21 protein-coding genes are annotated in these 24,532 nt (G+C 49.6%); 17 read left to right on the plus strand and 4 right to left on the minus strand.

Translation table 11 applies throughout. The annotated features are described in order from the left end of the window. Nucleotides 1–27 precede the first annotated feature (27 nt). From V6668_RS01190 to V6668_RS01205, 4 genes are read left to right on the plus strand one after another with little or no spacing between them, the layout of a single operon-like run. Nucleotides 28–2,340, plus strand: a complete 2,313-nt coding sequence (locus V6668_RS01190) for a glycoside hydrolase family 3 N-terminal domain-containing protein (protein WP_338707515.1) — start codon at nucleotides 28–30, stop codon at nucleotides 2,338–2,340. Next, a complete protein-coding gene (locus V6668_RS01195; protein WP_338707516.1) occupies nucleotides 2,337–5,483 on the plus strand; it encodes an alpha-mannosidase in 3,147 nt (1,048 codons plus the stop codon). Before V6668_RS01190 ends, V6668_RS01195 begins: the two co-directional genes overlap by 4 nt. A gap of 38 nt (nucleotides 5,484–5,521) precedes the next feature. Then, a complete protein-coding gene (locus tag V6668_RS01200; protein WP_282319713.1) occupies nucleotides 5,522–6,397 on the plus strand; it encodes a sugar phosphate isomerase/epimerase family protein in 876 nt (291 codons plus the stop codon). Between the two features lie 12 nt (nucleotides 6,398–6,409). After that, on the plus strand, nucleotides 6,410–7,282 hold the full coding sequence (locus V6668_RS01205; protein ID WP_282319712.1) for a sugar phosphate isomerase/epimerase family protein: 873 nt from the start codon (nucleotides 6,410–6,412) through the stop codon (nucleotides 7,280–7,282). A 58-nt stretch (nucleotides 7,283–7,340) separates the two neighbouring features. Here V6668_RS01205 and V6668_RS01210 read toward each other — a convergent pair whose 3' ends face one another. Together V6668_RS01210 and V6668_RS01215 are read right to left on the minus strand one after the other, a co-directional pair. Beyond that, nucleotides 7,341–8,102: a MerR family transcriptional regulator gene (locus V6668_RS01210; protein ID WP_338707517.1), complete on the minus strand. Its 762-nt coding sequence runs from the start codon at nucleotides 8,100–8,102 to the stop codon at nucleotides 7,341–7,343. A gap of 16 nt (nucleotides 8,103–8,118) precedes the next feature. Then, nucleotides 8,119–8,994 carry a type II CAAX prenyl endopeptidase Rce1 family protein gene (locus tag V6668_RS01215; RefSeq protein WP_338707518.1) on the minus strand — a complete coding sequence of 292 codons (876 nt, stop codon included), beginning with the start codon at nucleotides 8,992–8,994 and terminating at the stop codon, nucleotides 8,119–8,121. 177 nt (nucleotides 8,995–9,171) lie between these two features. Here V6668_RS01215 and V6668_RS01220 point away from each other — a divergent pair, with 177 nt between their 5' ends. From V6668_RS01220 to V6668_RS01230, 3 genes are all read left to right on the plus strand, one after another. After that, on the plus strand, nucleotides 9,172–9,399 hold the full coding sequence (locus V6668_RS01220; protein WP_017691180.1) for a hypothetical protein: 228 nt from the start codon (nucleotides 9,172–9,174) through the stop codon (nucleotides 9,397–9,399). Nucleotides 9,400–9,478: 79 nt separating this feature from the next. Then, entirely contained in the window at nucleotides 9,479–10,039 is a 561-nt protein-coding gene (locus V6668_RS01225) for a hypothetical protein (protein ID WP_338707519.1), read from the plus strand. Nucleotides 10,040–10,205: 166 nt separating this feature from the next. Continuing rightward, nucleotides 10,206–10,634, plus strand: a complete 429-nt coding sequence (locus V6668_RS01230; RefSeq protein ID WP_338707520.1) for a VOC family protein — start codon at nucleotides 10,206–10,208, stop codon at nucleotides 10,632–10,634. A 116-nt stretch (nucleotides 10,635–10,750) separates the two neighbouring features. Here the strand turns inward: V6668_RS01230 and V6668_RS01235 are convergent, their stop codons facing one another. Continuing rightward, nucleotides 10,751–11,608, minus strand: coding sequence for a hypothetical protein (locus tag V6668_RS01235; RefSeq protein WP_338707521.1), 858 nt, complete (start codon nucleotides 11,606–11,608; stop codon nucleotides 10,751–10,753). Nucleotides 11,609–11,828: 220 nt separating this feature from the next. On the opposite strand from V6668_RS01235, the gene ytxJ reads away from it, so the two are divergent. From ytxJ to V6668_RS01275, 9 genes are all read left to right on the plus strand, one after another. After that, nucleotides 11,829–12,368 carry a bacillithiol system redox-active protein YtxJ gene (gene ytxJ, locus V6668_RS01240; protein WP_338707522.1) on the plus strand — a complete coding sequence of 180 codons (540 nt, stop codon included), beginning with the start codon at nucleotides 11,829–11,831 and terminating at the stop codon, nucleotides 12,366–12,368. A 77-nt stretch (nucleotides 12,369–12,445) separates the two neighbouring features. Beyond that, the gene (locus tag V6668_RS01245) at nucleotides 12,446–12,628 is read left to right on the plus strand and encodes a hypothetical protein (RefSeq protein ID WP_338707523.1); all 183 of its coding nucleotides are present in this window, start codon (nucleotides 12,446–12,448) and stop codon (nucleotides 12,626–12,628) included. A 36-nt stretch (nucleotides 12,629–12,664) separates the two neighbouring features. After that, nucleotides 12,665–12,727, plus strand: a complete 63-nt coding sequence (locus tag V6668_RS32190) for a potassium-transporting ATPase subunit F (protein WP_353884092.1) — start codon at nucleotides 12,665–12,667, stop codon at nucleotides 12,725–12,727. A 59-nt stretch (nucleotides 12,728–12,786) separates the two neighbouring features. Then, entirely contained in the window at nucleotides 12,787–14,466 is a 1,680-nt protein-coding gene (kdpA, locus tag V6668_RS01250) for a potassium-transporting ATPase subunit KdpA (protein ID WP_422395237.1), read from the plus strand. A gap of 208 nt (nucleotides 14,467–14,674) precedes the next feature. Continuing rightward, nucleotides 14,675–16,675: a potassium-transporting ATPase subunit KdpB gene (gene kdpB, locus V6668_RS01255; RefSeq protein WP_338708877.1), complete on the plus strand. Its 2,001-nt coding sequence runs from the start codon at nucleotides 14,675–14,677 to the stop codon at nucleotides 16,673–16,675. A 61-nt stretch (nucleotides 16,676–16,736) separates the two neighbouring features. Then, nucleotides 16,737–17,297, plus strand: coding sequence for a potassium-transporting ATPase subunit KdpC (gene kdpC, locus V6668_RS01260; RefSeq protein ID WP_338707524.1), 561 nt, complete (start codon nucleotides 16,737–16,739; stop codon nucleotides 17,295–17,297). 88 nt (nucleotides 17,298–17,385) lie between these two features. Further along, a complete protein-coding gene (locus V6668_RS01265) occupies nucleotides 17,386–19,725 on the plus strand; it encodes a histidine kinase (protein ID WP_338707525.1) in 2,340 nt (779 codons plus the stop codon). Nucleotides 19,726–19,732: 7 nt separating this feature from the next. Then, complete coding sequence (locus tag V6668_RS01270; protein WP_338707527.1) at nucleotides 19,733–21,325, plus strand: ATP-binding protein; 1,593 nt, start codon at nucleotides 19,733–19,735, stop codon at nucleotides 21,323–21,325. 1 nt (nucleotide 21,326) lies between these two features. Continuing rightward, nucleotides 21,327–22,028: a response regulator gene (locus tag V6668_RS01275; protein WP_076329652.1), complete on the plus strand. Its 702-nt coding sequence runs from the start codon at nucleotides 21,327–21,329 to the stop codon at nucleotides 22,026–22,028. A 117-nt stretch (nucleotides 22,029–22,145) separates the two neighbouring features. On the opposite strand, the gene V6668_RS01280 is transcribed toward V6668_RS01275, so the two are convergent. Beyond that, complete coding sequence (locus V6668_RS01280) at nucleotides 22,146–23,447, minus strand: alpha-glucosidase/alpha-galactosidase (protein ID WP_076320072.1); 1,302 nt, start codon at nucleotides 23,445–23,447, stop codon at nucleotides 22,146–22,148. 201 nt (nucleotides 23,448–23,648) lie between these two features. Here V6668_RS01280 and V6668_RS01285 point away from each other — a divergent pair, with 201 nt between their 5' ends. Next, complete coding sequence (locus V6668_RS01285) at nucleotides 23,649–24,476, plus strand: AraC family transcriptional regulator (RefSeq protein WP_338707528.1); 828 nt, start codon at nucleotides 23,649–23,651, stop codon at nucleotides 24,474–24,476. Nucleotides 24,477–24,532: the final 56 nt, after the last annotated feature.

A 24,532-nucleotide genomic window follows, 5' to 3' on the forward strand; every position in this document is an offset into this window, starting at 1 on the left:
TTCCGAACGCATAAGGAGAATGTGCATATGGACTATAAAGATGCTTCGCTTCCCATTCAGGAGCGGGTTCAGGATCTGATCGGACGGATGACAACGGCAGAGAAGATTGGACAACTCATTCAGCCGATGGGATGGAAGACGTATGATAAAGCAGCTGATGGTACAGTACAGGTGACGGAAGAGTTCAAAGCGGACATGGAACAGGGCGGTGTCGGTTCTCTGTATGGTGTGCTTCGGGCCGATCCATGGACTGAAGTGACGCTGGAAACGGGGCTTACCCCACGGCAGGGAGCCGTTGCCACGAATGTTATTCAACAGTATGCCATGGAGCATTCCCGGCTGGGCATTCCCATTTTGTTCGGGGAAGAGTGTTCCCACGGGCATATGGCGATCGGGGCGACAGTATTTCCGGTACCGTTAATGGTGGGAAGTACGTGGAATATGGAGTTGTACCGCAAGATGTGTGAAGCCATCGCTGTGGAGACCCGGAGCCAGGGGGGAGCGGCAACGTATTCCCCGGTGCTTGATGTCGTACGTGACCCGAGATGGGGACGGACGGAGGAATGTTTTGCCGAAGATCCCTACTTGATTGGTGAATTTGCAGTGGAAGCCATGAAGGGACTACAGGGTGAAGGCCTCGATTCCAACCAGACGATTGTGGCGACACTCAAGCATTTTGCGGCTTATGGCAGTTCAGAGGGTGGGCGCAATGCAGCACCTGTGCATATGGGATTACGTGAATTGCATGAAATAGATCTGTTGCCGTTCAAAAAAGCAGTGGAAGCCGGGGCATGTTCCGTGATGACCGCTTATAACGAGATAGATGGCGTACCTTGCACGTCCAGTACGTATCTGCTGAATGACCTTCTGCGCGAGCAGTGGGGTTTTGAGGGATTTGTCATTACTGATTTTGGTGCCATTCAGATGCTGGTTCATGGACATAACACCGCCGAGAACGGGGAGCAGGCCGTGGCACAGTCCCTTCAGGCAGGTGTAGACATGGAGATGTCCGGGTACATGTACCGCAAACATCTTGGTCAGGCGCTTGAGCAGGGATTGATCAAAGAGAAGGATCTGGACTTGGCTGTGTGGCGAGTGCTGGAGATGAAATTCAGACTTGGGCTATTTGAAAAGCCTTTCGTTGATCCAGAGTTTGCAGAGCGGGTTATTGGATGTGAAGATCATATTCAGCTGGCAAGGGAAGTTGCACAAGAGGGGATTGTTTTACTGGAAAATGAGGGAAATACTCTTCCGCTTGCCAAAACAGGTCCAAAGCTAGCTGTCATTGGTCCGAACGCGAACCATATCTATAACCAGCTTGGGGACTATACCTCGCCACAGCCGAGAGAACAGATCGTCACCGTACTGGATGGCATTACGCGCAAGCTTGGCGCGGATTCGGGGCAGGTGCTGTACGCACCTGGCTGCCGGATTAAAGGCGATTCCAGAGAGGGCTTTGCACAAGCGCTCGTCTGTGCGGAACAGGCCGATGTCATCGTGATGGTGATGGGTGGTTCCAGCGCCCGCGATTTTGGTGAAGGTACGATCGATTTGCGGACAGGTGCTTCAATGGTGACCGATGATCCTTGGAACGACATGGAGTGTGGTGAGGGCATTGACCGGGCTTCCCTGAATCTCATGGGTGTTCAATTAGAGCTGGTGCAGGAGGTACATAGGCTGGGGAAACCCGTTATCGTGGTGTATATTAACGGCCGCCCCATTGCTGAACCTTGGATTGATGAGCATGTCCATGCGATTGTGGAAGCGTGGTACCCCGGACAGGAAGGTGGTAACGCGATTGCGGATATTCTGTTTGGCGATGTGAATCCATCTGGCCGCCTTACCGTCTCCATTCCCAAGCATGTTGGGCAACTTCCGGTCTACTATCATGCCAAACGCACTCGTGGCAAACGGTATCTGGAGATGGATCTGGCGCCGCAGTACCCGTTTGGATATGGACTGAGCTACACCGAATTCAAATACGAGAATGTAAGAGTAATGCCAGAAATCATCGGCCCGGACGATGAAGCTCAGGTGATGGTTGAAGTCACGAATACCGGAGCGGTTGCGGGAAGCGAGGTTGTGCAGTTGTACATCACGGATGTGTCGGCTTCGGTTACGCGGGCTGAAATGTCACTTAAGGGTTTTCGTAAAATTCATCTGAAGCCAGGACAGACCCAGACCGTTACATTCCCTGTGCAAAAAGAACACCTCGCACTGATCGACTCTCGTCTCCAGTCTGTCGTAGAACCGGGTGAATTCAGGCTCATGGTTGGCCGCAATTCTATGGATTGGACCGCCTGCAGTCTGCACATCCAGAAGGTGGAGGTGGAGGTATGATTCGAATTCAGCGATTCATCGAAGATCTGAAACAGCGACAATGGCTGGATACGATCGAGCTTCCAGCGTGGGAGATGCAGAGGGCCAGATACATTCGGCCAGGGGAATACGAGTACGAACAGGCAGAAGTAAATAAAGATGAGCCGGCAGACAAGGCCATGCAAAGCTTGAATCCGCTGAAAAGCGTACACGGCACGACGTATTTTCTGAGTAATCGTGTGGAGATTCCGGCGGAATGGCAAGATCAAGCTGTTGGGCTGATCTTCGAGGCTGGAGGAGAAGGGCTACTTAAGGTGAATGGCATACCTTATCACGGATTGGACCGGAACCACGGGTTCGTACCCCTTCCGAGAAGTCGGGTAGGAAATACACCGCAGTTGGAGATTGAACTCTACGATCCGATTCCAGAGCCGCATGATCCACTCAACCGACAAGCTGTCATTCAGCCGCCTATTCAGGGCATTCGGGCAGCGTTGGTTCATGTTAATCAGCCACTGCAGAGCCTGATGTACAGCGTTACGGTACTCGCCGAGTCGCTCCGGGCATATAACGAGAAGGAGCCCAAGCGGATGGTACTTGTTCAGGCTATTCATCAGGTGATGGATAACATGTACAATGACCCGGAACGCTGGAATGATGCAACCTGGATACAGAACTTCGAATATGTATTAGCACAGTCAGTACAGCAGGAAGACCCGGAGGAATATCGAAGTGGCTTCATGCATCTGGTTGGACAATCCCACATTGATATTGCCTGGCTGTGGCCTGTACGTGAGACGGTTCGCAAGTCCAGTCGCACGTTCTCGACCATGTGCACCTTGATGGATACGTACCCGGATTTTGTGTATTCCCAGAGCCAACCGCAGTTGTATGCCTTCGTGAAGGATCATTACCCGGAGCTGTACGAGCGAGTTAAAGCCCGTATTGCTGAAGGCCGCTGGGAGCTGGTCGGAGGCATGTGGGTCGAGCCGGATCTGAATATTCCGAGTGGCGAGTCGTTAGTTCGGCAGATTCTGTATGGACAGAACTTCTATCAGGCGGAGTTTGGCAAACGCTCCAACATCGAGTGGCTGCCGGATACCTTTGGTTACTGTGCTTCCTTACCGCAGATGCTAAAGCTTGCGAATATTCCTTATTTTATGACCACCAAGCTGAATTGGAATGATACCAATGCGTTTCCGTATGACCTCTTCGACTGGGTAGGCATTGACGGTACTTCGGTGCTTGCGTATCTGAACCATGGAGTGAATGAGCATACCCGTCCCAAAGATGTGGATGAACATTGGCAATCATTTAAACAAAAGGATGTGCACCCTGAGCAAATGTTGCTTTACGGACATGGCGATGGTGGTGGCGGCGTGACGAATGAGATGGTGGAGTTTGCGGAGCGATCCCATTTGATGGTGGGACAGCCAATCAGCAAATTCAGCACAGCAGGGGCTTTTTTTGAAGACATATCATTAAATAATCCGACGTTGCCGAAATGGCACGGGGACTTGTATCTGGAACTGCATCGCGGAACGTATACAACTCATGCAAGGAACAAACGTAGCAACCGTAAGGCAGAGGTATTATATCGGGAAGCGGAAATCTGGGGGCAATTTGCCGGGGCTTACGGCGCGCACACGAAGAATGATTTGGATGAAGGCTGGAAGTTGATTATGCTCAACCAATTCCATGACATTATTCCGGGAACGTCGATTCCAGAAGTTTACGTAACGTCCACCGAGGAGTACACGAAGGTATTTGCACTGGGTACATCCGCACTGCGGGAAACGCTGGATACCCTTGCGGAAAACATTGAAACAGATGAAGTCGATGGTCTTCCTTACATTATATTCAACAGTCTTGGCTGGGAACGTGGAGAAAATATCACCATTACAGGGGATGCTCACCTCGCCAGGATGGCAGCATTTGATCGTCAAGGAAACCGTCTGGCCTGTGATCTTGAAGAAAAGGAAGACAAGTATACGCTACTCGTGCATGTTCCATCGATTCCTGCTTTTGGGTATACAACCATATGGCTGCGCGAGGCATCGGATGTTATCCTTCCATTAAGGGAAGAAGAATCTTTCCCTTCCACGTGGGAAACCGAATTTTACACGCTTGAGTTTAATGACTTGGGAGAGATCACTCGATGGTATGACAAAACGGTAGGACGTGACTGGCTGAAGCCCGGTGATCGGGCGAATGAGTGGCAGTTTTTCCACGACAAACCGACGTACTGGGATGCATGGGATATCGATCCACGATTTGAATCCCAGCGAGCTGGTGCGGTACAGTTGATCTCCAGAGAGATTGTACAGCGCGGGGCTACGCGAGATGTACTACGCTTTGTCTGGAAGTTGAATCAATTGGAGATCAGTCAGGATATCATTTTGTATCGTTACCAGCGGCGTGTTGATTTCCGTACAAAAGTGAACTGGAATGAGAGCCATAAACTGCTCAAGGTGGCATTTCCGGTGGACCTGGTGGCAGCCAAAGCGGCTTATGAAATTCCGTTTGGAGCGTTGGAGCGTCCAACTCATAACAACACCAGTTGGGAGCAGGCGCAGTTCGAGGTCTGTGGACATCGTTGGGCGGATATCTCGGAGGGCAACAGCGGTGTGAGTTTGCTGAATGATTGCAAGTACGGGTATGACATCAAGGATCGGACGATCCGCCTGTCTCTGCTTCGTGCTCCGAAATGGCCGGATGAACATGCCGATCAGGGCGATCATGAATTCACGTATTCGATCCTGCCCCATCAGGGCGATTGGCGACAAGCTGCCGTCGTTCGCCGGGCGATGGAGCTGAATCATCCGGTCGAAGTTGTGGCAGCGAGTCAGTCTTCGGGTCACTTGCCAGCTGAACATGCTTGGGTTCAGTTCTACAGTGAACATGTTATTCTGGATGCAATCAAGCCAGCGGAAGACGGTTCGGGAACAGTACTACGTTTCTACGAATCATCCGGAGGTCGGGAAACGGTGCAGGTTCAGTGGGCTGAAAAGGAAATCAAAGCGTCCATCATTAATCTTCTGGAGGGTGAGATCCATCCGTTGGCTTGTTCAAACGGCACAATTGAACTGACATTCAAACCGTATGAGATCAAGTCGGTGAAACTTGTTGATATCAGTAATGAGTCGAACCTTACATTTACATGAGAACGTAGAGTTACTCACTCAATCACAGGAGGTATGACATGAAATTAACGAATAAGATCGGTGTCATCGTGGATAGCTTTGGCGTAGGTGTACGGGAAGGGTTGAACAAAGCCAAAGACGTAGGTGCAGAAGGTGTGCAGATCTACGCCGTCAAGGGAGAGATGGACCCTGAAAATTTGTCACCTGCGGCGCGCAAAGAGTTGAAGAGTTACATCGATTCTCTGGGTCTTGAAATTTCAGCACTGGTTGGCGACCTGGGTGGACATGGTTTTCAGGTCAAGGAAGATAATCCGTGGAAAGTAGAGAAGTCGAAGCGGATCGTGGATCTGGCCCTCGATCTAGGCACCAACATTGTCACTACACATATCGGCATTGTTCCACATGACCCTTCATCAGAAGTTTATGCCACACTGCATGCTGCTTGTGAGGAACTGGGCCAATACGCGAAAAGTGTTGGCGCATACTTTGCCATTGAGACAGGACCGGAAACGGCTGCTGACTTGAAAGGTTTCCTGGATACGTTATCGACCAACGGAGTATCGGTGAATTTTGATCCGGCGAATATGGTGATGGTGACCGGAGATGATCCGGCGCAGGGCGTTCATCTGCTCAAGGATTACATCGTACATACTCATGTGAAGGATGGTGTACGGCTGAAGGAAGTTGACCCACGAGACGTATACGGAGCGGTTGGTTATGCCCCTATGGATCACGATAAGATTGCCGAAATGGTCTCTTCCGGAGCCTTCTTCCGTGAGGTGCCACTGGGCGAGGGTGGCGTTGATTTTGACGGATACTTTGCAGCGCTTCAGGAGATTGGTTACACCGGTTATCTGACGATTGAACGCGAGGTTGGTCATCAACCGGAGCAGGACATTCGCAAGGCGGTTCAATTTATCCAACAATATCGATAGGGAGCTGAGCAGATGAAAGTGGGCCTGAGCACGTATAGTTTGTTGAACGATTTGAATTCGGGTGAGATGACGGTGCTGGATGTGATCGACTGGATTGCGGCGAACGGCGGCGAGCATATGGAGATGGTGCCTTACGGTTATACCGTGGAGGATAATCACGATCTGGCGGATGCGATTCGGGAGCGGGCGGCGATTGCGGGTATTGAACTGTCCAACTACTCCATGCCAGCGAATTTCGTGCAGGAGACGGAAGAGGCCTTTGAAGAAGAGATGGCTCGGGTCAAAAGACATGTGGATGTCGTACACCGAATGGCTGTAAAACATCTGCGGCATGACGTCACGGCGTTTACCCTGCCGAAGGAGAAGATGACCATCACCTGGTTCGAGGAACATCTGCCGCTGATGGTGCGGGGAAGCCAGATCATTGCGGACTATGCCGCGCAGTTTGGCATCACGACAACCATTGAGAATCACGGCTTCAGCGTGCAGGCGAGTGACCGGGTGCAGCGTGTGCTGCATGCTGTGGATCGTCCGAACTTTAAGACAACACTCGATATTGGCAACTTCATGTGTGTGGATGAGAACCCGATCATCGGCGTCATGAAAAATCTGCCGTACGCTTCTCTGGTCCACTTCAAAGATTTCTACTTCCGTCCTTATGATGAGCATCCGGGTGAGGGTGAATGGTTCACGACAGCCTACGGCAACTTTCTGCGTGGGGCCATCGTTGGACAAGGTGACATTCCAATTCGTAAAATTGTAAAGCTGATCAAAGACTCCGGCTATGATGGAAACATTACGGTGGAGTTCGAAGGCATGGAGGAATGCAAATCCGCATCCAAAATCGCCATGGACAACCTGCGCCGCTTCTGGGAAGAGGCGTAACGAAGCATGATGAAACATAATAAGGGAATGGATCAAGGGCCACTTTTCGAAGTGGCTCTTATTGTTGATCATCAGGATTCTGGACTGTCCATCGGTCCAGGATCATTTCGATGTAACGCATGGTTTCCGTTGTCATACCATATACACGAGCTGACCGATCATCCCCTGGGGTGATATAATCCCAATATTTTTCTGCCAATTCTGCATTCCCTTGAAAAGCCCTTTCAGCATAATCAGAGATTCGGATGGCCAGTAACCGTGAGGCTTCGGAATCCGGAGGTTCCATCTTGCATGTATGAACATCTTTAAGAATATCAGCCCATTCCATGGATATTGAATCGTTCTGATTATTCAGAGGTAACGATTCCATTTCTTCAGGTGTAAAAACATCTTGACGGAACTTGCCCTGAGGCTGATCCAGTTCACGGATGAAACCCAGCATCTCATCCAGACTGATTTTACCGGAGGCTCTGATGGCATATATAGTTGAAAAAAGAAGATGCTCGACCTTGCTTAATCTCTCCTGCTGTTCCTTAACGACGGCCAGTTGTTGTTCCAACGTATTATTCCATAAAGTGAGATTACTCTCTGGTTCAGAGCGAGTAGCATCCTGATCGAGGAATTCTCCAATCTCATTCAATTTAAAATGCATTTTCTTCAGAATGGTAATCTGCTGAAGCCGTAAAATATCCTTTTCACCATATAAGCGATACTGATTGTTCTCATTACGGGCCGGTCGCAGTAAACCCAGCTTCTCATAATAATGCAGTGTTCGGATGGATACTCCGGTATGTTTGGATAGTTGTCCTACGGTATACAACAGGCAGATCCCTCCCTCATGATTTATGTATTCTCCACCAGCGCCATGCATTGAGCACCGCCAGAATGATCCCACCGACAAAGATTATCATCATATACAAAATAAATATTTCGGCCAACCCGTTATCTTGCACGGTATAGTTTAAGAATGCCGGTCTATCACCTGGCATAACAACGAATCTGGCTACTTCCAGGTAAGCGACATGAAATCCGATGGAGGCCCATAAAGATCCGGTCAAACTGCGCAGAAGCTGTAACGTAATACCATAGGTCAAGAGCAGGATCATATAATCCAAGGTTATCCGGTTTCCGGCATCGATACCGACGAGCTCTTGCAATAGGCTGACAGTCATCGGAACCAGCAGAAAGAGTATGATTTGAGTTACATAAGCGAAAAACACAGGAAGTCGCAGTCTGGAGCGTAATCCATCATAGACCATGCCTCGCATGGATAGTTCCTCTGGCAAAGCTTCGTACAAGAAAGCAATACAACTATTAAGTGCAACAGCAAGCAAGAACTCGGCTGAGAAGTGCCACTCCGTAATCGTAATCCAGTTGTTCATACTAGCTATCGCTAACCCGATGAAGGCCAGAGAAGTGGCAAATAATGCGCCAAAGAGCAAGTGAATTATGCTTTTTCCTGTCAGAGGAAGAAGAGCGGACTTCATATGGAAGTGTCTTCGAATGACGAATAGTACGGGCAAGACGATACTAATAATGACAACAGCTTGGGTGAGATGAACCATCCAATCAGCAGCACCAATAGTGCTGACAAACTCCCCTTCGAGTGTAGCAAAAAACAGACCCAATGTCATCGTTAACCAACTCATTCCAATAATAGCTATTCCACTACTGCGTCGTTTCTTGGTTACATGTTCAGGTGACATACTCATGCTAATCCCCTCCTGAAGCCAGTATAAACCCTCGAGTTAACGTCAGGGTCAAGCAGGAAATATGCCTATCAGAATATGGTTCTGCGCAAGGATTAAGTTACGAGCAGCACAAGTGTGGTATACTGGATATATTCAGCCTGATAATAACTGGCTATGGATAGGAGATGTCACTGATCTATGCAGGTATTCGAGGACTGGAATCAGAAAGTAAAGAGGACGTTTAATGCTACGAACCCCGAGGTAGTGTTGACGGTATCGGAAGCTGGAAGTTTGCTTGGTTTGACCAAAGACCAGATGAAACTGTACGTGGACAAGAACAAACTAACGAAGGTCCCGATCATGAGAAGTGTTCACCGATACCTCTTATTGAAAAGTGAAATAGATAACATCGTTCAAGCTCGATAACTTCATAGGATTGAACACAACCATTTTACCGATAGGATTCGGGAGAGTGGTCTTTTTTTTATCTGAAAGGGGACAGAACGTGCTGAATAAAGTGTCAGGTTGGTTCTATCAGCGGGTGAATTGGAAATGGGTTGTAGCTGCAATTGTTGTTTTTGCCTGTTTCATTGCATTTATTCTGCCCTGGCAGGCGGCAAAGTCGGAGGAGGCCACAGGTGGTGGACAGTCCCCGGATTCCTCTTTTCTGTACACGGCGGATGATCTGTATCAGATGGCAGAGCAGTATGGTGAAGCAGGGCGGAGCGCCTATATTCAGGCACGGTTCACATTTGACCTCATATGGCCCTTGGCCTATCTGTCCCTCTTGGTTGTTCTGTTATCGATACTCTATCGCGAACTTCCGATAAAGAGTCGCTGGCGTTGGGTGAATCTGATTCCGGTCTTAAGTTGGGTTATGGACATGCTTGAAAATATAGGTGCGTCCCTGATCATGTATCGTTATCCTGAACGTACGCCTGTGCTTGCTGAACTCACTCCGCTATTTACCCTGTTGAAATGGTGTCTGATCTATGCCAGTTTTGCAGCACTGGTTCCGGGTGTTCTGATCACGGTTCTCTACTACATACGCAGGCGCAAGAAGTAGTGGGAGAGGGATGGATTAAGAATATGTTGGTAACCCTAATCGTGTAAAGGTCCGCAGTGATGAGTGCAGAAATATACGCTTGTCAAAGGACAACCTGTTCATATATACTCATGTCGCAAGTGGCGTGAATCGTATAATTAGAAGAGCCCAAGGAGATGAAGAACGCATGTCGATCAGCTTGAATGTGTATCTGGTTACAGACGGTAATGGACGTGAAGCGGTAGATTTTTATCAAAAGGCATTTGGAGCCGAAGTGCTCGCGCTTCAAACATTTGGCGACGGTCCATCTGACCCGAATCACCCCATCCCGCCAGAAGCGAAAGACCGTATTATGCATGCTTCTTTGCAGATTGGCAGCTCGGTATTAATGTTGTCTGATACGTTTCCAGGTATGCCGTACACTGTAGGTAATCATGTTACGGTTACTGTGAACACGGATACGACGGATGAAGCCAAAGCGATTTTCAACCAGTTGCAAGACGGTGGCGAAGTGAAAATGCCGATACAAGAAACGTTCTGGAGTCCAGCCTACGGTTTGGTTGTCGATAAGTTTGGCGTACAGTTTCAGATCAGTGCTACGCCGGGACAAGCTTAAGAGTGTACTCTTCACTAATATAAACTTCAAATGGAAAAAACCTCCGCAATCTGCTTTGAGCAGTTGTGGAGGTTTTTTTGCTTTTTTTGTAATGACTCGTGATTAATCTTCCTTGATTAGTCTTCCTTCTGAATCTTGGAAGGATTGTTGATTTTATAGGGAACCGGGTTACGTGTCAGCTTTTTCTTGATAATTTTCGCTTCAAACGTGATAACATCTCCCACTTCCAGTTCCTGTTTCTTAACGGTGGCACTGTGGCTTGACCAGGCTTCCCCAACATCAATGACGTCTGGCTCCGTAATGGTAACTGCTTCATAGATGATGACTTCATCGTCATTGTCAGAGAAGTGATTCGGTACGGTGGTGAACTCTTTGACAACGGCACTCATCTTCACTTTGCCTTCGGGCAGATCAATCTTGACGCTCTTAGCTTTGCTCGCTGTTTTGGCTTTAGGTTTGGCTTCACTGGCTGCCCCAGACTGAGGTCCAACATACTCTTCTACTAGCCCATCCGGATCACCCTTCATCCCCGAGGAGAATTCATCTGTGTCCGTGTCGTCCGAATCATCCAGATCCGGCGGAATTTCATCCAGGTTAACCAGGGCATCTGGAATTTGCGTAAGTTCAGCAGGGGTAACTGGTACGACTGTATCCGAAGTTGTCGATTCTGTGCTGCGATCTGACCCGGCATTACTTATGCTTCTGGCACTGTAACTGGACGCTTGCATTTCCTTCAGATAAGACGGGTGAATACAATGCTTTTGTCCATTATCCAGTTGAATAACGGCTGCCATGTGATCGACATATCCAATGATGGTGCACGGCATGTTTAATACGTTTCCTTTATAATAGAACGTTTTGAGTTTGGTCGCTTTACCAGAAAGCAGACCCCACTCCTGACATTTCTCAATCAGTTCATCTTCGTTATCCAGCGCAATAAAATCCTGCGGTTCAATCATAAATGCGTATGTCATATGGAATTTCCGCCCTTCCAATCCATTCTTCATGTTCATCGTTTCCAAATTACAACCAGTGTATCACAAATGAGCATTTTGCATAAATCGAAACGCTGAAATCTGTACTCGGAGATGAAGATTATCAACGCCTGCTCACAGAGGCCTATGCTATAATTTGATCAGAATGTAAGGTGGGAAGGTTGCCTTGATATACATAGTTTAAGAAGGGATGATCTGTATGGATAAAAAGGTGAATCATCAAGCCGTATGGCTGGCTATAGGTGTTGCCATGGGAGTCAGCATTGGTACGGCTACGAAGCAGCTTGGACTCGGGATTGCTTTTGGCTTGGCGCTTGGCATAGTGATTGGTTCGGTGGTTAGCAAACGTGCAGGGTCAGACTCGGAACATATGCTCAGCGAACATGTCCGTGAATTGCACAAACCAGATGACTGGGAAGACGCGCTGCATTGCTCGCAGGATCATCCGGTGCTTATCCTGATACACAGCACGACTTGTCCAACCAGTGCGAGAGCGTACAGAGAGTTTATGGCGTTTGTAGGCACCCATGCATCAGATCCCAAACAACCTATGGACTACCGCATCGTCAAAGTGATTGAAAATCGCTCGTTGTCCCGTCACATTGCGGAAGAGACAGAGGTTCACCATGAGTCACCACAGGTGCTTCTGCTCGATCAGGGAAAAGTCGTCCATCATACCTCTCATGGCAAAATCACAAAAAAGAGATTATTGCAGTGGGCACAGAATCCATTTGGATAAATAGTAAACCTTATAGACCCGTTCTTTTCAGCCCATTGCTGAGGAGAGCGGGTCTTTTTTACGTTTTTTTTACACCCATGGAGGCATTTCTTTACCCCTTTTTTACAGCGTTTCATATTACGATTTTACATGTAGCAGGTGCAGAGAACGGTAGAGAGAGGGAGGAAGGACGCATGGTGAATGATGCCACGATGATTGGATTGGTTGTGCTGCTGTTTGCGGTGTTTTGGGGATTCGTGAAATTCTGCGAGAAGGCTTGAGGGTAGAGAGGGGGATGCCAAATGATTGTCATCGGCATGATTGTACTCGCACTGGTGATATATCTCGGTTATGTGCTGGTGAAGCCGGAGAAATTCTGATGCTGACAATGTGCGTAATGCACGAACAAGTGAACGTCGAATAGGGAGGAAATGCGGATATGGGTATCGGTGTAGTGCAAGTAGCGGTGACGCTGCTTATCATCCCGCTGCTGGTGAAACCGGTGGGAAAATATATAGTGAACGTGTTTGATGGACAGCGAACGGGGTTGGATCGGATTTTTGGTGGACCGGAGCGACTGCTCTATCGAGTAATGGGAGTACGCGAGAACGAATCCATGGGGTGGAAAAAGTACCTAACGGCTGTTCTCCTCTCCAACTTTGTAATGTTGGTGTTGATGTTTCTGGTGCTGCGGTTGCAAAAGTATTTACCGCTCAATCCGGATGGCATCGGCAATATGCCAGCGGCGCAGGCATTTAATACGGCGGTATCCTTCATGACCAACACGAACTGGCAGTCGTATACGGGCGAGAACGCCTTGTCGTATCTGTCACAGATGCTGGCCGTGACGTTTCCGATGTTTACGTCGGCAGCAACGGGATTTGCAGTGGCTATTGCGTTCATTCGCGGGCTGATAGGCCGCCGGGATGAACTGGGGAACTTTTACGTCGACCTTGTACGGTCGATTACGAGAATTTTTTTACCGCTGAGCTTCATCGTGGCCTTGTTCCTCGTGTTCCAGGGGGTGCCTCAGACACTCGCGGGAGCGGTGAACGCAACCACGCTGGAAGGCGCGCAGCAGACGATCTCACGTGGAATGGTCGCCTCACTGGAGTCGATCAAACACATCGGAACGAATGGTGGCGGCTGGTTTGGAACCAATGCTGCACATCCATTCGAGAATCCGACGGCCCTGAGCAATCTGGTGCATATCGTCTGTATGATGCTGTTACCCACTGCACTGGTATACGCCTTCGGCTTGATGGTCAATAACCGGAAGCAGGGTTGGGCATTATTCGCAGCGATGAGTTTTCTTTTCCTTGTGATGTTGACCACAGTCTTTGTCTCCGAATATCACGGTGTACCCGCGTTGGATGCAGCAGGCCTTCAGGGCAATATGGAGGGGAAAGAGGTCAGGTTCGGCATACCCGAATCGGCTTTATTCACGGCAGTCACGACGGCGGCTACAACAGGTTCGGTCAACAATATGCACGAGTCGCTTACCCCGCTTGGAGGTCTGGTGTCACTGGCTCAGATGATGCTCAATAACGTGTTTGGCGGTAAAGGGGTAGGGCTGATCAACGGACTGTTGTATGTGATTCTGGCTGTGTTTATCTGTGGATTGATGGTGGGACGAACACCTGAGTTTCTGGGCAAAAAAATCGAGGGCAAAGAGGTGAAGCTCGCATCCATCGCCTTGCTCATTCATCCTTTGATTATTCTGGTGCCAACGGCACTCGCGCTTATGCGGCCTGAAGCTATTGCGTCCATCTCGAACGGGGGCATGCATGGCCTGACTGAAGTTCTCTATGCTTTTGCCTCGGGTGCAGCCAATAATGGATCGGCCTTTGCCGGACTGAATGCCAATACAGACTTTTACAACATCGCAATTGGTATCGTTATGCTGCTGGGAAGATACGTTTCGATGATCGCCATGCTGGCTATTGCGGGTTCACTCGCCACCAAACGGGTTGTGCCTGTAACTACGGGCACGTTGCGGACACACACACCTCTGTTTGCTGGCATTTTGGTCATGATGATCATTGTAGTCGGTGCACTTACGTTCTTCCCGTCGCTTGCCCTTGGACCGATCGCAGAGCATCTGGCAATGATTCAATGAGAGATATGACAGGAGAGCAACAGAGGAATTGGTATAAGGACGTAACGTACGGAGGTGGCAGTGCACGATGAATGCAGTCGAACGAAAGAAGGAGCAGACGATGCAACACATGGATACAGAAATGTTTAGAACAAAGGGCAATGAGCCAGATAACAACCGCGGTAATATTCAACGTGATTCCGGATCGAAACGGTCGTTAAGCAAGGATATGATACTTCAGGCTTCACTCGATGCGTTCAAGAAGCTGCATCCGGTGGTCATGATCAAAAATCCGGTCATGTTTATTGTCGAGGTGGGTACATTCATTACGCTCTTACTCTGCATCAATCCCGATCTATTCACCGCATCCGAGGCTGGGCGCGGGTACAACATTGCCGTGTTTTTCATTTTGCTGTTCACGCTGCTGTTCGCCAACTTCGCGGAGGCACTTGCAGAAGGCAGAGGTAAGGCTCAGGCGGATACGTTACGCAAGACGAAGTCGGACACCCTGGCCAATCTGGTGCAGAAGGATGGAACAATCCGGCAAGTGTCTTCGACCCAGTTGAAAAAAGGTGATATGGTCCGTGTGGAAGTCGGTGAACTGATCCCGACGGACGGTGAGATTATGGAAGGCTTGGCCTCCATTGATGAATCGGCCATTACGGGAGAATCCGCCCCGGTCATCAAGGAAGCAGGGGGAGATTTCTCCTCCGTTACCGGAGGGACCCGCGTCGTGTCCGATTACATCGTCATGCGTGTTCAGACCGATCCGGGTGAGTCATTCCTTGACCGGATGATCTCTCTGGTTGAGGGTGCTCAGCGCCAGAAAACACCCAATGAAATCGCGCTGACAACCCTGCTCGCCGTTTTAACCCTGATCTTTTTGATCGTCATTCTCACGATGGTTCCGATGGCAAATTACCTGGGTATTCGACTGGATCTGGCGACATTGATCGCACTGCTCGTCTGCCTTATCCCAACCACAATTGGTGGATTGTTATCCGCCATTGGTATTGCCGGGATGGACCGTGTTACACAGTTCAATGTGCTCGCTATGTCAGGTAAAGCGGTGGAAGCAGCTGGGGATATCGACACGCTGATTCTGGACAAAACAGGAACGATCACATACGGAAACCGCATGGCATCTGAGTTTATTCCCGTTAAGGGAATTACTTTGTCAGAGATGACGCAAGCTGCTTTACAGGCTTCTGTGCGAGATGAGACCCCGGAAGGACGTTCTGTTGTGGAACTGGCAGGCAAACAAGGCCAGAGCTGGGCTGAGACGGAGTATGCAAATGCGGAAAATGTGGAGTTCACGGCAGAGACCCGGATGTCCGGTCTGAACCTGAGTAGCGGAATGAAGATCCGCAAAGGTGCGGTAGATGCGATCAAACGTCATATTGCTTCCGAAGGAGGCCGCATACCTGGTGATCTGGATGAGATTGCAAATCGCATTGCGAAGGCCGGGGGCACGCCACTTGCTGTGGCCATCGATGAACGAATCTATGGTGTGATCTATCTGAAAGACACTGTGAAGCCAGGGCTGAAAGAGAAGTTCGCCGAGATGCGCGCCATGGGCATCAAGACCATTATGTGTACAGGCGACAATCCGCTGACCGCAGCGACCATAGCGCTTGAAGCGGGCGTGGATGATTTTATTGCCGAAGCGAAGCCCGAGGACAAGATTGCGGCGATCAAAAAAGAGCAGCAGGAGGGCAAACTCGTCGCCATGACGGGCGATGGTACGAACGATGCTCCTGCTCTGGCGCAGGCCGATGTGGGCCTGGCGATGAATTCGGGCACCATGGCGGCCAAAGAAGCGGCTAATATGATTGACCTGGATTCCGATCCGACCAAGCTATTGTCGGTCGTCTCCATTGGCAAGCAGCTGCTGATTACACGCGGCGCACTCACAACCTTTTCGATATCCAATGATATCGCGAAGTATTTTGCTATCATTCCAGCTATGTTTATTCTCGCCATGCCGCAGCTTCAGGCGCTTAATATTATGAATCTGGCTTCACCACAGTCTGCGATCCTATCGGCGCTGATCTTCAACGCCATTATTATTCCGCTGCTTATTCCCATCGCGATGAAAGGGGTTAAGTATCGGGCGATGTCAGCCGAAAGGTTGCTTGGCCGCAATGTGTTCATCTATGGCGTAGGTGGCGTGATTGTACCTTTTATCGGCATTAAGCTGATTGATATGGTTCTGTCGGGGATTCTTTAACGAGATAACAACGCTTATCAAAATTGTCCTTCTATCCTAATGAATTCAGGAAGTGATCTGTATGAACATGTTCTTGCCCGCCATACGGTTATCCGTTGTGCTTATGCTGATATGCGGCTTAATCTACCCGCTTGTAACGACTGGCGTAGCTCAACTTCTCTTTCCTGCGCAGGCGAATGGAAGTTTGATTACGCAAAATGAGAAAATCATCGGCTCGTCCCTGCTGGCGCAGGAAATCCAATCGCCGGGGCTGTTCCAGCCCCGGGCATCAAATGCCGGTTATGACCCAACGGCTTCAGCTGGTTCAAATCGCGCCGTAGCTTCGGAGGAATATATCGGCGAGATGAAGGAAAAGATGGCCCAGCTCCAGCAGGAAAATCCGGGATTGAAGCAGATCCCTGCTGATCTCGTGACGGGTTCAGGCTCTGGACTTGACCCGGATCTCTCTCCCGAAGCCGCTGAGGCACAGATCCCGCGCATTAGCGAAGCTACCGGGCTTAGTGAACAACAGCTTGTACAACTTGTAAATGAGCATATACAAGGCAGGCAAATGGGTATATTCGGGGAACCGCGTGTGAATGTAACGGCTCTGAATCTGGCGCTGACAGCAGAACTGAACTAACGAACGAACATATTAGCCTGCTCTCGATATATCGGGAGGGGCTTTCTCCATTTTTATCTTCACATTAACAAGAAAGGGGAGAGGGCGGATGGAAGACAGCTTTAAGCGCAAGTCACCGGAAGAGATGTTGAAGATGATTACGAAGCTGCAGCAGGGTACCCTCAAAATTTACATCGGCCCAGTCAGCGGATCGGGCAAAACGTATCACATGTTGCGGGAAGGGAACACGTTGCGCGAGCAGGGCATTGATGTGGTCATCTGTGCCGTCTCCACAATGCGCAGACCGGAAACGGTGGAACAGCTTGGCGCACTCGAACGGATTCCAAGCATTCACTGGTTACGCGAGAGTGATGATGTAGAGATGAAGGATCTGAACTTGGATGCACTATTGGCACGTAATCCGGAGGTTGTGCTGGTGGATGGTTTGGCACATCGGAACAGAGAAGGTGCTCGGTATGCTACCCGGTTGGAGGATATTCAGTTTTTGCTCCGAAACAACATCAGTGTCATGACAACGGTGAATGTGTATGAGCTGGAAGGCTATACAGAGCTGGCACGACAACTTACGGGGATCGCAGCAGAATATACGGTGCCTGCCGATACATTGGAGCTTGCGGATGAAGTGAAGCTGATAGACGTCACACCAGAAACCATACTGAGCCGTCTGGCAGAAGGTCATCTGCAGGGGCATGAGGGAGAAGCAGTTTTTCGTCAAGGCAATCTGGGTATTCTGCGCGAACTGGCCCTGAGATTGGTTGCAGAAGGGGTGAATGAATCCCTGCGTGAGCATCGGGAGGAGATGGGAATTACCGTCACAACAGGCATCATGGAACGGATTCTGGTGTCCACGCAATATCATTGGAATGGCTCCATCTATATCCGGCGTGGGCAACAGATTGCCAAACGGCTGAATGGTGATTTGTGCGCCGTTGTTTTCCGGAATATGAAGCAGCCATTAACCAAGGAGGCAATCGTATTTCGGCGTAATATGATCAAGTTGGTAGAGAAGTTTGGCGGCCATATGGAGGAGCTGTCTATATTACACCGTCGTAACATCCCGTCTACGCTGGCGCGTTACGCCATGGAGCACCAGATTACCCGGATTGTGATGGGACACTCCCGGCGTACACGCTGGCAGGAACTGTGGCAAGGGTCCGTTGTTAACTCGCTGCTGCGCAGATTACGTGGTGTCGATCTGTTTCTGGTTGCTGATCGAGCGGCCCGGGAGGGTGAACGTGTGGTTCCGGCTAAAGTTAACGATATGGAGTCGCTGACATACCGCAGACTAAGCGAGCAGGAAATGAAGGAACAGATTGGCCAGATTCAGCGCGGCACATTCAAAATATATATTGGAGCTGCACCAGGTGTAGGCAAAACCTACATGATGCTTCGGGAAGGCAATGATTTGCTCCGCAAGGGCATCGATGTACAGATTGGCTTGCTTGAGACACATGGGCGGGCGGAAACCGTGGAGCAGAGGGATCACCTGTCTGTGATCCCTCGCGCGAAGCGCGTTTATCAGGAGACTCGTCTGGAAGAGATGGACACGGAGGGCATTCTGCAACTTTGTCCGGAAGTGGTGCTTGTGGATGAACTGGCGCATACGAATGTGCCCGGAAGTGTCCGGCAAAAGCGTTATGAAGATGTCCTGCTCCTGCTGAATGCAGGCATCTCGGTGATTACCACAATGAACGTACAGCATCTCGAAAGTCTGAATGATGCCGTTGAACATATTACCGGTGTTCGTGTCCGCGAGACCGTACCCGATCGGATCATTCAGATGGCGGATGAGGTGCAGTTGATTGATGTCGCGCCCCAGGCCTTGCGGCAGCGCATGAGGGAGGGTAAAATCTATGCAACTGCCAAGGTCGAGCAAGCCCTTGCGAATTTCTTCAAAATCGGTAATCTGATTGCCTTGCGAGAACTTGCCCTGCGCGAACTGGCGGACGATGTCGATGAACGGCTTGAAACACAGCAGGCCAAAATTGCACTTCGAGGACCTTGGCGCAGACAGGAAGCGGTCTTTGTATGTGTAAGCAGTGATCGTCATGCCGAGCGGCTGATCCGGCGCGGATTCCGTATGGCTTATCGTCTAAAAGCCATCTGGCATGTACATCATATCCACATCGGTGAGTCCATGAGTGACGAAGTGAAGTGCCATCTGGAAGCGTTGGAGCAGCTGACAATTCGGCTTGGTGGTCAATTTCATATTCATCACAGTCCAAGACTGCGCGATGTACCTGAGATTTTGGCAAGAAAGGCATCGGAGGCAAGAGCAACCCAGCTGGTGGTCGGGCAGGCAAGACGGGTGTGGTGGCTGAATGGCTACCGCGGCTCAGGGTCGGTGGTCAACCGACTTGTACGCTTGTCGCGGCATCTGGATGTATTAATCGTTGCAGATTATGATTATGAACTGAGCGGGATGTGAATGGATATTGTCTGAACGAATAAAAAAAGAAACGCGGGCAGCCCATGGGAAAAGGGTTCCGGCATATGTATGGGTGACCCTCGGGGTGACGCTGCTAACTTTGCTGCTTCATGCCATCGGTATGAGTGGCGATCTGGTTAATGTAGCACTTGTATACCTATTTCCTGTATTGGTGAGTGCCGTGTATTGGGGAATGGGGCCAGCTATATATACTGCGAGTATTAGCGTCATTATGTTTGACTTCTTTTTTGTACCGCCATATTTGAGCTTTACGGTTGAAGACTTGAGATATCTCATTTCCTTTGTCGTGTATCTTGCGGTGGCGATCCTGACAGCGAGTCTTGCAGGTCGATTGCGACAACAGCTGGAGATGGTAAAAGCACGTGAGGCCACGACTAACTCCCTATACGCATTGAGTCGTCAGATGACAGCTATTACGGATCTGAATACATTACTGGTTAACATTGCAACCCAAGTATCGCTTACCATGGGTAAGCCAGTAGCTGTGTATCTTCCGAATGGGCAGGGTGATCTGCTGGTTACAAGCTCTTCTGCACCCGCATCAGAAGGGGAAAAGGATGGCTGGGGAGATGGAGAGTCGGAGATTGCCATTGCCAAATGGGTGTATAATCACGGACAGATCGCTGGTAAAGGATCATCCACATTGCGGGAATCTCTCGGGCTATATGTGCCGCTACGCACAGAGGAGCAGATTCATGGCGTGCTCGCCGTAAGCATGGACGCTGGCGAGATTCATGAGCAGCAAGAAGAGCTTCGTCTGTTGGAGGCATGCGGAGGACTGGCCGCAGGTGCTATTGCCCGAGTGAAGCTGGCGGAAGAGGCCAGATTGGCGCAGATTACTGCTGAATCAGAGCGCATACGCACAGCGCTGCTGGATTCTGTCTCTCATGAATTGCGTACACCCCTAACCGCCATTATCGGCTCGGCTACGGGATTGTTGGAGAATGATACTCTTTTTACACCCGAGGATCGGAGAGAATTAACAGGCAACATTCGGGATGGGGCCTTGCGTATGAATCGTCTCGTCACAAATCTGTTGGGTATGGTTCGGCTGGAGAGCGGCATGTTGCAACTGAACCGGAAATGGTGTGACGTGGGAGACATAATTAGCGTTGTACTGACACAAGTTCGGGGATTCAGTCCGCATCGCAACATTCAAGTTAAACTGCCTGATGACCCTGCCTTTATCTACGGAGATGAAGTATTGCTGGAACAGGTGCTGGTCAATATCGTCAGCAACGCCATCAAATATTCGCCTGATGAGAGCCAGATTGTCATCACTGTGGCAAGCGATAAGAGTACATATCAATTGACGATCTGGGTAGCTGATCAAGGCATCGGTATAACGGAAGCGGAAAGATTGCGTATATTTGATAAGTTCTATCGCTCAGAGTCGACTCAACATGTCACAGGAACGGGGCTTGGTCTGGCAATCTGCAAAGGCATTGTTGAAGTCCACGGAGGTACCATTGTTGCAGAGCCGAATCCGGGCGGGGGGACGAGAATGCGCATAGATATCCCCATGGAGGCTCACGGATCACGGTTTCCCTATTCAGAACAAGGAGAGGTTGAAGAATAACATGAACGCACCACTAGGGGCTCGCATACTGGTGATCGATGATGAGCCGCAGATTCGCAAATTACTCAAGGTCACCCTTCAGGCACACCAATTCGAAATCCACGAGTGTGGGGATGGCGAAGAGGGCGTTATCCAGGCCAGTATTGTACATCCGGATCTGATCATCCTTGATCTTGGTCTGCCGGGCATGTCTGGCATGGAGGTACTTCGCCGGATTCGCGAATGGTCACAAGTGCCAATTATTGTGCTGACAGCGAAGGATCAGGAGGGAGACAAAATTGCCGCGCTGGATGCTGGTGCAGATGATTATGTGACCAAACCATTCGGAATGGGTGAATTGGTTGCCCGTATTCGGGTGGCGCTGCGTCATGTGGCCAAAACAACGGATGAGCCAATACTGCGCTTCGGATCACTCACGATTGATCTGGCCCAAAGGCAGGTCGAACTGGAGGGGAATTTGGTCAAATTAACCCCAACAGAATATGAGATGCTGAAAGTGCTTGCCTCCAATGCAGGGAAAATCATTACTCAGCGTCAGCTTTTGCAGCAAGTATGGGGAGGGCATCATCATGAGTCCGACAGCCATTATCTTCGGGTATATGTGGGACATCTCCGTAAAAAATTAAATGAAGATCCAACGAATCCGCGATATATTCAGACGGAGCCTGGCATTGGTTATCGCTTTTTGCTCCCTGCCGAATAAGGTTCAAGGGGGTGAGGCATTTCTGATAAATGATGTGATGCACGATTCAGTTCGTGAGCGCCATGGAACGAACAAAACACCGTCCCCTTTAACAGCAAAGGAAACGGTGCTTTTGTATTATGATGTGTATTTTGGCAACCAGTCGCCGTGAGCCTCAATCAACTCATCACACATGGCTACGATGTCATCGATAGACAGTTCTGCAGCTGTGTGTGGATCAAGCATGGCGGCGTGATAAATATGTTCTTTTTTGCCAGTGATTGCTGCTTCAATCGTCAACAGTTGCGTGTTGATGTTTGTCCGGTTCAATGCCGCGAGTTGTGGAGGCAGATCCCCAATATACGTAGGGCTGATTCCTGATCCATCCACCAAACAAGGTACCTCAACACAAGCCTCGCGAGGCAGGTTGGTGATCAGTCCGTTGTTCATAACGTTTCCGCCAATTTTGTACGGGTTATTCGTCTCCATCGCTTCGATAATATGCGATGCGTATTCACGGCTGCGGGTATGTTCAATATTTTCGCTGGCAAACAGCTTGGTACGCATTTCTTTCCAGCCTTCAATCTGGTTCACACAGCGGCGGGGATATTCATCCAGTGGAATATTGAAGCGTTCAATCAGCTCCGGATAATTCCGCTTGATGAAGTAAGGGTGGTACTCGGCATTATGCTCAGAGGATTCCGTTACATAATAGCCAAAACGCTGCATCAGCTCAAAACGAACCATGTCGTCATGCTGTTCCTTCTGTTTTTCCTTCGCCCGACGTTTAATCTCGGGGTACAGATCCTGCCCGTCTTTGGTAACTTCGAGCAGCCACGCCATGTGGTTGATCCCTGCAATCTTAGCCACAACACCTGTCTGATCGATCCCCAGTGCATCAAACAGATGTGGTACACATACCTGAACACTATGACACAATCCTACAGTTTTGATCCCACCATGCACATTCATGACGTTGGTAAGCACGGCCATCGGGTTGGTGTAGTTCAGGAACCACGCATCTGGACATACTTCCTGCATATCTCGGGCGAAATCCAGCATGACCGGAATCGTCCGCAAGTTACGGAAAATTCCGCCAATGCCGAGTGTATCTGCAATTGTTTGACGCAGTCCATATTTCTTTGGAATCTCGAAGTCCGTAATGGTGCATGGATCATATCCACCGACCTGGATGGCGTTGATGACATATTTGGCCCCGCGTAGCGCTTCTTTGCGGTCATGATATACGTTCACAACGCAACGACTTCCGAGTGAACGGGCCAGACTGGTCAGCAAACGCTCTGAATCGCTCAAACGTTCAGCATCGATATCAAACAATGCCAGTTCAAAATCCTGCAGTGCTTCGGTCATCATGACATCACCCAATACATTTTTGACAAAGACGGTGCTTCCCGCACCGAGAAATGTAATTTTATTCATTTAAGTTCAGCCTCCCTGAAAAATGTTGTACCCCAACTATAGGCCGATTCGGCACATATAACTATGGCTCAAACCCTTTCAAACATGGCATAATCCCATTTTTGTTTTCGCTTTCAACTGATATGTAAGTGTTTTAGCTGTTATAATATAAAATATTAAATAAAGAGGTAAGCGGAATGAAGTCAGGATGGAGGGCGAAAAATGAGTCGCATTGAGATGAATGTGGTTCCTGCAGGCTGGACACAGATGGAGCTGCTGTTGTTGTTTTTCGGGTGGGAGGCCTGTGATCCTGCGCATTATTGGGGACCCGGTGTACGTGATTCTTACATTGTGCATTACATCCATGAAGGACAGGGTACCGTGTACATGGGGGATCAGGAATACAAGCTTAGCGAGGGACAGGGTTTTGTCATTCTCCCGGACACACTCATTCATTATGAGGCAGATCCGAAGGAGCCCTGGACGTATTCGTGGTTTGGATTCAAGGGTGTACAAGCCAAAGCATTCATGCAACGTGCCCAATTGACCCCGGAGCGCCCGATATATAATGCCCATGATACAAATACGATGGAAAAGTTGTATACGGAGATGGTCCAGGCTTCTACGCGTCCGGGAGGCGATGTGATGAATCAGAGTCTCTTGTACCGCTTGATGGCAGAATTAATCTCTTCTTCGCCTGTAGAGGAAGAAATAGGACAGCTTCTTTCGAACAAAGAGACGTACATCCGACAGGCGGTGCAGTTTATGGAGAACAGGTACAGCCAGCGAACCTCCATTCTGGATATTGCCCAAGCTGTAGGGCTGGATCGCACGTATCTATCGGGATTGTTCAAAGAGCGATATGGCATGTCGCTACAGTCCTTTTTTCTGGAGTACCGCATGAATCGGGCTGCCGAACTTCTTCAGAATCCAGGGCTGTCGGTCAGTGAAGTGGCCCATTCTGTCGGCTATACGGACCCATTACTTTTTTCCAAGATGTTCAAGCGAGTGACGGGTGTGTCTCCAAAGGGTTCGAGAAATCGAGATTAGACGCATCTAGTGTTTCAAATTTAAAAGAAAAGTTTTGATCATTAAACGTCGTCCCC

Source organism: Paenibacillus amylolyticus, assembly GCF_036894225.1.
GTDB lineage: Bacteria > Bacillota > Bacilli > Paenibacillales > Paenibacillaceae > Paenibacillus > Paenibacillus amylolyticus.

Coding starts and splice junctions, on each gene's coding strand:
- V6668_RS01190 (WP_338707515.1), top strand. CDS start 28: ATGGACTATAAAGATGCTTCGCTTCCCATTCAGGAGCGGGTTCAGGAT.
- V6668_RS01195 (WP_338707516.1), top strand. CDS start 2,337: ATGATTCGAATTCAGCGATTCATCGAAGATCTGAAACAGCGACAATGG.
- V6668_RS01200 (WP_282319713.1), top strand. CDS start 5,522: ATGAAATTAACGAATAAGATCGGTGTCATCGTGGATAGCTTTGGCGTA.
- V6668_RS01205 (WP_282319712.1), top strand. CDS start 6,410: ATGAAAGTGGGCCTGAGCACGTATAGTTTGTTGAACGATTTGAATTCG.
- V6668_RS01215 (WP_338707518.1), bottom strand. CDS start 8,994: ATGAGTATGTCACCTGAACATGTAACCAAGAAACGACGCAGTAGTGGA.
- V6668_RS01220 (WP_017691180.1), top strand. CDS start 9,172: ATGCAGGTATTCGAGGACTGGAATCAGAAAGTAAAGAGGACGTTTAAT.
- V6668_RS01230 (WP_338707520.1), top strand. CDS start 10,206: ATGTCGATCAGCTTGAATGTGTATCTGGTTACAGACGGTAATGGACGT.
- V6668_RS01235 (WP_338707521.1), bottom strand. CDS start 11,608: ATGACATACGCATTTATGATTGAACCGCAGGATTTTATTGCGCTGGAT.
- ytxJ (WP_338707522.1), top strand. CDS start 11,829: ATGGATAAAAAGGTGAATCATCAAGCCGTATGGCTGGCTATAGGTGTT.
- V6668_RS01245 (WP_338707523.1), top strand. CDS start 12,446: ATGGAGGCATTTCTTTACCCCTTTTTTACAGCGTTTCATATTACGATT.
- kdpA (WP_422395237.1), top strand. CDS start 12,787: ATGGGTATCGGTGTAGTGCAAGTAGCGGTGACGCTGCTTATCATCCCG.
- kdpB (WP_338708877.1), top strand. CDS start 14,675: ATGATACTTCAGGCTTCACTCGATGCGTTCAAGAAGCTGCATCCGGTG.
- kdpC (WP_338707524.1), top strand. CDS start 16,737: ATGAACATGTTCTTGCCCGCCATACGGTTATCCGTTGTGCTTATGCTG.
- V6668_RS01265 (WP_338707525.1), top strand. CDS start 17,386: ATGGAAGACAGCTTTAAGCGCAAGTCACCGGAAGAGATGTTGAAGATG.
- V6668_RS01275 (WP_076329652.1), top strand. CDS start 21,327: ATGAACGCACCACTAGGGGCTCGCATACTGGTGATCGATGATGAGCCG.
- V6668_RS01280 (WP_076320072.1), bottom strand. CDS start 23,447: ATGAATAAAATTACATTTCTCGGTGCGGGAAGCACCGTCTTTGTCAAA.
- V6668_RS01285 (WP_338707528.1), top strand. CDS start 23,649: ATGAGTCGCATTGAGATGAATGTGGTTCCTGCAGGCTGGACACAGATG.